The organism is Anaerococcus sp. HMSC065G05, assembly GCF_001812365.1.
Taxonomy (GTDB): Bacteria; Bacillota; Clostridia; order Tissierellales; family Peptoniphilaceae; genus Anaerococcus; species Anaerococcus vaginalis.
The window spans coordinates 1-8091 of the sequence record NZ_KV808709.1 but is presented as its reverse complement, the minus strand read 5'-3'; the positions used below and the strand labels follow the sequence as shown (position 1 = coordinate 8091).

The following is an 8091-nucleotide window of genomic DNA, read 5'->3' as shown; positions in this document are numbered from 1 at the left end:
CCTACCCCTTGTGTACTTCCCAAAAGAAATAGGATAAAAGCTATCCGATTTTTTTAGGAAGTCTTTATCATCGCCACCGTACCCACATCAAAAAAGAGAGGAGGTTTTTTATGGCGATATATCATCTTTGCATAAAAATTATATCGAGAGGCAAAGGCAAAAGTGCAGTAGCAGCTTACGCCTATCGAAGTGGCGAAAAGATAAAAAATGAGTATGACGGAATAGTCCACGACTTTACAAGAAAAGGCGGAATAGCATATACAGAAATTCTACTACCACAAAATGCACCGCAGGAATTTGTAAATCGTTCTGTCTTATGGAACAGTGTCGAGAAAATAGAAAAAAGTAAAAATTCACAGCTTGAAAGAGAAATCGAAATTGCTTTACCTAAAGAATTAGACAGAGAAAAACAGATTGAACTTGTACGAGAATATGTAAAAGAAAATTTTGTAAAAGTCGGTATGTGTGCCGATATTTCGTTACACGATAAAAATGACGGGAACCCACACGCACATATCTTACTTACCATGCGACCATTAAACAAAGATAAAACATGGGGAGCAAAATCAAAAAAGGAATATATCCTTGATGAAAACGGAGAAAAAGTAAAACTCAAAAATGGCAATTACAAAACAAGAAAAATAGATACAGTCGATTGGAATGAGCAGGAAAAAGCAGAAGAATGGCGAAAAGCATGGGCAGATATTACAAACAAGTATCTTGAAGAAAATAGCATAAAAGAAAAAGTAGACCACCGCTCTTATCAAAGACAAGGGATAGAACAAATACCAACCGTTCATTTAGGAGTATCAGCAAGTCAAATTGAGAAGAAAGGTATTGTTACAGACAGAGGAAATATCAACCGAGAAATCAAACATCAAAATATGATTTTAAGAGAAATCTCAAGACGAATAAAAGCCTTACTAAATTGGATAAGGGGAATAGGCAAAGAAGAAAAAGCAGATACTGGAAATATAAAATCCACCCTACCACCAAAAGAAAATCTACTATCCGTTTTTGAAAATCTTATCCGTAACAATGCAGATAACCATAATGCAGACTTAGAAAAATATATTGAAAGCTATCAATTTCTTAAAGATAAAAATATTACATCAATATCTGAATTGAAAGAAAATATATCAGCATTAAGAGATAAAAATTATAAGACCACAAGAGCAATAAAAGATACCGAAAAGAAAATCAATGACAAAGTAGAGCTTATCGACCAATCCGAGAAATATTTGAAACATAAAGACACCTATAAAGCCTATACCAAGCTAAAGAAAAATAAACAAGATACTTTCTACAATGAACATACCGCAGAGATTATTTTATTTGAAAGTGCAAAGAAATATCTCAAAGAGCATTTAGGAGAAAGCAAGACCCTAAATATATCCAAATGGAAATCAGAAATAGGCACTTTGAGGAAAGAAAAAGATACTTTATATTCTCAAATCACAGATATACGAAAAGAAGTGGAGCAGGCTGAAAGTGTTAGAAGCTGTATAGAGAATCTACTAACAGAAAACAGAGGACTAACACAGGTTAAGAGAAATGAGTTGGACATATAATTTTAATATTAATTTGTTGACACCAAAAACTGAATGTGGTATATTTATATCATAAAGATAGAAATATACCACATTAGGAGGTCTATTATGAAAAGAAAATTAAATCCAGTCGGGTTTTTATCCTGTATTTCCATTATTGCGTTGATGGGGTTTATTACAAATAATCGAGGATGGTTTGGTTTTTTAGGTTTTCTTTATTATTTTAGATACTTTTGGATTATACCAGATGAATCTTTCCGAAATAATATCAAGAAATCAGCTACAGTCGCTTTTTTTGCTCAACTTTTTTCTTTAGCTCCATTATTGTTTTTAACCAAATTCTTAATAAGACACGAAAATTTTGTTCCTATATCATTTGGGATAAGCTTTTGTGTAGGAATTTTATTTTTTACCTTGACAATAGTTGTTTTGGAATGGAGGGAATCTAAAGGGATATCAAATGATTAAAAATAAGATAAAGGAATATAGGGCTAAAAATAATATGAAACAGGAAGAGTTGGCTCAAAAAGTAGGTGTAAGAAGAGAAACAATAGGGAATTTAGAAAAAGGTAGATATAATCCGTCTTTGGTACTTGCTTGGAATATAGCAAAACAGTTCAATGCTTCAATTGAAGAAATATTCACCGTAGAAGATGAGATATAAATTTATATTTTACAGAAGATAATGTAATGAGGATTCAAGAAACAGTAAATCGAAAAAGGTTTACTGTTTTTTCTTTGCTTAAAAACGGAAAGGAGGACACATGGAAGAAGAAAAAAGAGAGATAAAAGCACCGCCATATAAACAGTTAATTATGGATATTGGAAATACAAAATATACTGTAAACCTGCATTTCAAGCAAGGAACAGGCGAAACATATAAGGATAAAATACTAAAGCTAATCAAGAGAGAAACAGAGAAGATATAAATTTGTCAAAGAAATTTTGTTTATGTCCTTGACAAATCTTCCCAAATCAAGGCACAATCATCTAGTCGAGATGAGTTTTAGCATAATTTTATTTTTGAATTATTAATGAACTATTAAACTGACTTTGTCTGCGCTCTAACTAGATAAAATAAGTATCTCGTTTACTTTTATATGATTTATCAGCCTATTCCTCCAAGAATTGCTCCTGCTATCAAGGCTATTAATGCTGCTCCTACGTATATATATTTTGAAAGTAGAAAATAAAAATTTCCGACTGGTTTTTTTGCTCCTTGGTTTACTGCTTTTAGGGCAAAATCTTTTCCTCCTACCCACAAAAACATTATTCCAGCAAGTCCTGCTCCTAATGGGCAAACATAAATCGAAATTACATCCATCCACTCTCCTACAATTTTTTGAATCAATATTGCCATTATGCAACCAAAAATATGAATTATAAGGGTTGATTTTTCTCTAGAAAAATTAAATTTTTCTTGCAAATAGGCTACTGATGATTCGTATAGGTTTATAATTGAGCTAATTCCTGCAAATAAAACGCAAAGGTAAAAAATTATTCCCAAATATCTTCCAGCTGGCATAGAATTTAAAACATTTACTAAGTATATAAACATAAGTCCTGGCCCGCCTGTATCTAGAGGTGTATTTGTTGTTGCCATGGCTGGAATTATTACAAAAGATGCCATAAGGGATGCTATTGTATCAAAAATAGCTACATTTTTTGCGGATGCAATGAGATCTTCTTTTTTTGATAAATATGAGCCGTAAATTATTGTTCCAGATCCTGCTACTGATAGTGAAAAAAATGCTTGGCCAAAGGCATATATCCAAACTTTTGGATTTTTTATTAAATCTTTGTTGATGGTAAAAATATATTCGTATCCTTTTGATGAGCCTTTCATTGTTGAAATATAAATTGCAAGAAATACAAATAAAATAAAAAGTGTTGGCATCATTATTTTATTTGATTTTTCTATTCCTTTTGAAACGCCCAAAATCATAATAAAAAAACTTACAATTATGGCTATTACTATCCAAAGATTTGCCCCGCTTGCTGTTTTTGAAAAAGTTTCGCCAATTAGGTCCATATTATTTCCCATATCTTTCAAATCTCCAGAAAAAGCCATAAAAGTATATTTAAAAATCCAAGCCATTACGCAAGTATATCCGATAGCAAGGGCAAGCGAACCTACAACTGGAATTATTCCAAGTCTTTCTCCAATTTTTTTGTTCTTGTATCTTAATTCGGTGCATTTACCAAAAGCTCTAACAGTTCCAGATTCTGTAAATCTTCCCAAAGCCATCTCGCTTATAACTCCTGTTGATGCAATTAAAATTACAAATATAAAATATGGAATCAAAAAAGTCATCCCATCATATTGAGAAACAAGAATTGGAAATCTCCAAATATTTCCCATACCAACAGCCGAACCTATACAAGCTAAAATAAAGCCCCACTTACTTTGAAATCCATCTCTTTTTAAATTCTTTTCTTTCATAATTTACTCCTAGTATTATTATAACAGAAAATAATAATTTTTATTTTATTTTAATAAATATTAAAAAAGTAGGCAAGTAAGTTTTATAACTTTGTAAAAAAGATTAAAATAAATCCATAAAAATCCTTCCGATTTTAAAATTTATAAAGAGTTTTTATCAACAAAAAAACTCCGCCTGCTTTAAAACAGGCGAAGCTTTTTAAAATATTTTATTTCCTCTTACAAATTTTGAAACTATATCTTCATCTTTTGACAAATATACTATTCTTTCAAGTCTTTGTTTTAAGTTGAATTTATCTTCTTCTAATAATTTTTCATCATCTATTACTATAGCATCGAATTCGTAGCCTTTTTCAAATGAACCGACCTTTCCAAAAAATTCTCCTCCGCCCAAAGTTGCCATATAAAATGCTTCTTCGAGGCTTAATGGTTTTATTTTTTCGTCAACTAATCTATATCTTAATTTTGAAACTTTTATGGCATCTGCCATGGCTTTAAAAATTGATGCGTGAGTTCCTCCTGCAACATCCGAACCAAGTCCAATTTTTTGTCCTTCTCTTAGATATTTTCCTGCTGGAGCAATTCCTGATGTTAAATTTGTATTTGAATCTGGACAATGTGCAATGAAAACTTCGTTTTCTTTTATCAAATCTTGTTCGTCATCATTTGAATATACACAATGAGCCATTACCGTTTTGTTGTTTTTGCCAAATAAATCAAAAATATTGTAAGCATCTCCATAAAATTTAGCCTTTGGAACTAATTCTTTTACCCATTCTATCTCTCCCAAATTTTCTGATAAGTGGGATTGGATAGGAAGATTGTACTCATCTTTTATTTTTCTTAATTTTTCAAGCAATTCATCAGTACATGATGGGATAAATCTTGGTGTTAAAATTGGATAGGTGTTTTTATATTTTCCTTTAATGGATTCAAGCCAATCTAGTGTTGCCTTTTCTGATTCATCTGCATCTTTTTCTTCAAGGTCTACTCCACCATTTCTATCCATATTAACTTTTCCAACAAATGAAACCATTTTTGATTCTTCCATCAAATCCATCAAAATTTGTGTAGATTTTACATGAAGACTTGCAAAAATCACATGTCTTGTATTTGGTCCATATTTTAAATAATCTACAAATCTTTGGTAAGATCTTTTGGCATAATCTTCGTCTTTAAATTTTGCCTCGCTTGGAAATGTATAAGTGTTTAACCAATCCAACAATTCCAAATCCATGCCCATACCCCTAAAATTATATTGAGGGGCATGAATATGAAGGTCAACAAGACCTGGGCAAATTATTTTTTCTCCAAAATCTATTACTTCTATGTCTTTATATTTTTCATCTAATTTTTTGAAAACTCCCATTGATTTTCCATCTTGGCAAATAAGATAAGAATTTTCAATACAATTTATTTCGTTTTGATTTTTGCTATAAATTATATTTCCCTTTAGGGCATAAGTTTTTGTCATTTGTCCACCTACCCTAAGGTTATAAAGGCATACCTAAATACAAAGGTAAGGGCAATTATTAGTGTTAGTGGTTTTATTTGATCTTTTTGTCCTGTAAAGAATTTTGCTATACAATATGTGATTAAGCCAAGTGCTATACCATTTGCTATTGAATATGTAAATGGCATGAAAACTATTGTACAAAATGCTGGGAGTGCATTTGTTATGTCGTTAAAATCTATGTCTTTTACGCCACCAAGCATCAAAATTCCTACAAAAATTAAGGCTGGTGCTGTAGCTTGTGCTGGGATTATTGAAATAATTGGCACAAATATTATTGATAGTAAAAATAAAAGTGCTGTTGTAAGACTTGTAAGTCCTGTTCTTCCACCTTCTGCAATACCTGCTGATGATTCTACAACTGTAGTTACTGTACTTGTTCCAACCAAAGCTCCTGCTGCAGTAGAAATTGCATCACTCATTAGAGCCTTTTTCAAATTAATAACTTCTCCTTTTTCATCAACAAGACCAGATTGTTTTGCTGCTGCAAGCAAAGTTCCAAGTGAGTCAAACATATTTACAAGTGAAAAGCTTAGAACAAGCATAGTTACTGTAAAAATTGATGTCCACATATTTTCTCCCGCAAAAAGTCCTGCGAAATCTAAATTAAAAAATGAAACTTCAAAAAAGTCATTAACTTGTGCTCCCAAATTTAAGCTTAAATTTGAAATGTGAGTTAGTCCCATTGGAATACCTAAAAGAGTTGAAGCTAAAATAGAAATCAAAATTGCTCCCTTAACTTTTTTGTAAGATAAAATTGCTATCAAACAAAGTCCAATAAGTGAAAGGACTGCACCCATAACAAGTTCTACATTTGCATCAGGGCCTCTCCATTTTGCAAAATCTACAAGGGAAACCAAGGTAGCCTCATTACCTACAACAAGACCTGCGTTTTTCAAACCAATTATGGTAATAAACAAACCAATTCCAGGTGTCATAGCAAGTTTTATAGAATCGGGAATTGCACGAATAATTGCCTCCCTAATTCCAAGAGCTGTGATTACAATAAATAATATTCCTGAGATAAAAACAATTACAAGAGCTTGGGCATAAGAATATCCCATACCAAGCATAGTAGTATAAGCAAAAAATGCACTTAGGCCCATGCCAGGAGCTTGAGCAAAAGGAAGTTTTGCATAAAAAGCAACTAAAATTGTACCAATAAAGGCACCAAGACAAGTTCCGATAAATACACCGTTTGAAATTTTTTGAGCCATTTGGCTATCACCCATAATTTCAAAAGGTGAAGACAAAACTTGAGGGTTAATTATCAACACATATGCGATAGTGATAAAAGTAGTGATTCCAGCGATAATTTCAGTTTTTACATTAGTATTATTTTCATTAAGATGAAAAAACCTATTTAGAAAACCATTTGTTTTTGAGTCCATAAGGATCCTCCTTCATAATTTTTTTCTAATTTAATAGTTATAGTTATTTTAAGATTAACTATTAATCTTTAAAAGCCATAGCCACTTATTTACGGTAAGTCGTAGAAACTCTCAACCAATTATGAGATTATATCGCTTTTAGTCAAAACTTATCATTTGTCGACAATTAAGATAACGTTTTCTGTATTATACTACATACAACATTTCTTTGTCAATAGCTTATTAGCGAAATAAAGTTATTTTTTATAAGATTTTTTCAAAATTTTGTGATTTTCTAAAAATAAAAATTAAAAATTCAAATTATTTTAAAAATGGGTAAATATCTATTGAGATTTTTAGGAGGACTTATGAAAAAGAAATTAAAAAATAAAAATTACCTAATCGGATTAATAATGTTCATTTTGACATTGATTTTTTCTTATATGGCTTATGTTGGAGTATTTTTTTTACACAAATATAAAGATATTTTAGAAATGTATGAAAATCCACTTGTACCCGACTTTTTTACTTTTTATATTTGGATTTTCATTTATATTTTTTCTCTTTTATTTTTGCTTTTGCCTTTTATTAAAAAGCTTTCAATGACAAATGAGGAAATTTATTACGAAAAATTGATGCCACTATTTATTTTTTGGAATATGGCAAATGGAATTTATGTAGTAATGGTAAACAATAATTATCTTATGCCCGCCCTTATAGGAGCAATGGCTTATGCTTTGATTTTGATTAATCTTGTAAAAACTATAGACCAAAATAAGGATTTTTCTAAAAAATACAAATATCTTATTACTCTTCCTACAGGAATTCATGCAGGATGGATTATTTTTTCGGTTTTTACAAATATAATGATGGTTCTTTTCGAAAATAGAAAAGATTCATATTCAACTTTTGCAATAATTATAAGCCTAATTTTATTAATTCTTGCAAGTGCTGTGGTTTTGTTTGTTTTTAAAGAAAACAAAAATTCAGGCTTAATTATTGGATTTTTATTTTCCTTGATTGGAATAATAGAAAAACAAAGACCATCATCAAGTTTTCAAAATTCTAATTATATTATATTTATTGGAGCACTTGTTTTATTTATAATAACAAGCCTTGTCGCAATTTATATTTTTAAATTCATAAAAGAAAAGTAAAATTTAAAAATCCTAGCTTTTTTGCTAGGATTCAGAGCGTCGACAAACCCACCAATAA

8 protein-coding genes and 1 riboswitch are annotated in these 8091 nt (G+C 30.6%); of the genes, 5 read left to right on the top strand and 3 right to left on the bottom strand.

Annotation, left to right across the window (positions count from 1 at the left end; all coding sequences use genetic code 11):
• Positions 1 to 110: 110 nt before the first annotated feature.
• From mobQ to HMPREF2852_RS05450, 4 genes are all read left to right on the top strand, one after another.
• Positions 111 to 1571, top strand: a complete 1461-nt coding sequence (gene mobQ / locus HMPREF2852_RS05465) for a MobQ family relaxase (RefSeq protein WP_070606471.1) — start codon at positions 111 to 113, stop codon at positions 1569 to 1571.
• An 87-nt stretch (positions 1572 to 1658) separates the two neighbouring features.
• On the top strand, positions 1659 to 2018 hold the full coding sequence (locus HMPREF2852_RS05460) for a DUF3796 domain-containing protein (RefSeq protein ID WP_019118615.1): 360 nt from the start codon (positions 1659 to 1661) through the stop codon (positions 2016 to 2018).
• Positions 2011 to 2214, top strand: a complete 204-nt coding sequence (locus HMPREF2852_RS05455; RefSeq protein WP_019118616.1) for a helix-turn-helix transcriptional regulator — start codon at positions 2011 to 2013, stop codon at positions 2212 to 2214. The genes HMPREF2852_RS05460 and HMPREF2852_RS05455 overlap by 8 nt, the downstream gene beginning before the upstream one ends.
• Before the next feature lie 100 nt (positions 2215 to 2314).
• Positions 2315 to 2479, top strand: a complete 165-nt coding sequence (locus tag HMPREF2852_RS05450; protein ID WP_012767176.1) for a transposon-encoded TnpW family protein — start codon at positions 2315 to 2317, stop codon at positions 2477 to 2479.
• Between the two features lie 179 nt (positions 2480 to 2658).
• Here the strand turns inward: HMPREF2852_RS05450 and HMPREF2852_RS05445 are convergent, their stop codons facing one another.
• The 3 genes from HMPREF2852_RS05445 to HMPREF2852_RS05435 all read right to left on the bottom strand — a co-directional run bounded on the left by HMPREF2852_RS05445 (position 2659) and on the right by HMPREF2852_RS05435 (position 6897).
• Positions 2659 to 3993, bottom strand: a complete 1335-nt coding sequence (locus HMPREF2852_RS05445; RefSeq protein WP_070606468.1) for a sodium-dependent transporter — start codon at positions 3991 to 3993, stop codon at positions 2659 to 2661.
• Between the two features lie 199 nt (positions 3994 to 4192).
• Positions 4193 to 5467: an amidohydrolase family protein gene (locus HMPREF2852_RS05440; protein WP_070606466.1), complete on the bottom strand. Its 1275-nt coding sequence runs from the start codon at positions 5465 to 5467 to the stop codon at positions 4193 to 4195.
• Between the two features lie 8 nt (positions 5468 to 5475).
• Positions 5476 to 6897, bottom strand: a complete 1422-nt coding sequence (locus HMPREF2852_RS05435; RefSeq protein ID WP_070606463.1) for an NCS2 family permease — start codon at positions 6895 to 6897, stop codon at positions 5476 to 5478.
• A gap of 58 nt (positions 6898 to 6955) precedes the next feature.
• Positions 6956 to 7052, bottom strand: a riboswitch (purine riboswitch).
• A 192-nt stretch (positions 7053 to 7244) separates the two neighbouring features.
• Here HMPREF2852_RS05435 and HMPREF2852_RS05430 point away from each other — a divergent pair.
• The gene (locus HMPREF2852_RS05430; RefSeq protein ID WP_070606461.1) at positions 7245 to 8033 is read left to right on the top strand and encodes a hypothetical protein; all 789 of its coding nucleotides are present in this window, start codon (positions 7245 to 7247) and stop codon (positions 8031 to 8033) included.
• Positions 8034 to 8091 lie beyond the last annotated feature (58 nt).

Excerpts from the sequence above, each read along its gene's own strand:
- HMPREF2852_RS05460 (WP_019118615.1), top strand. The coding sequence starts at position 1,659 with ATGAAAAGAAAATTAAATCCAGTCGGGTTTTTATCCTGTATTTCCATT.
- HMPREF2852_RS05440 (WP_070606466.1), bottom strand. The coding sequence starts at position 5,467 with ATGACAAAAACTTATGCCCTAAAGGGAAATATAATTTATAGCAAAAAT.
- mobQ (WP_070606471.1), top strand. The coding sequence starts at position 111 with ATGGCGATATATCATCTTTGCATAAAAATTATATCGAGAGGCAAAGGC.
- HMPREF2852_RS05430 (WP_070606461.1), top strand. The coding sequence starts at position 7,245 with ATGAAAAAGAAATTAAAAAATAAAAATTACCTAATCGGATTAATAATG.
- HMPREF2852_RS05450 (WP_012767176.1), top strand. The coding sequence starts at position 2,315 with ATGGAAGAAGAAAAAAGAGAGATAAAAGCACCGCCATATAAACAGTTA.
- HMPREF2852_RS05435 (WP_070606463.1), bottom strand. The coding sequence starts at position 6,897 with ATGGACTCAAAAACAAATGGTTTTCTAAATAGGTTTTTTCATCTTAAT.
- HMPREF2852_RS05455 (WP_019118616.1), top strand. The coding sequence starts at position 2,011 with ATGATTAAAAATAAGATAAAGGAATATAGGGCTAAAAATAATATGAAA.
- HMPREF2852_RS05445 (WP_070606468.1), bottom strand. The coding sequence starts at position 3,993 with ATGAAAGAAAAGAATTTAAAAAGAGATGGATTTCAAAGTAAGTGGGGC.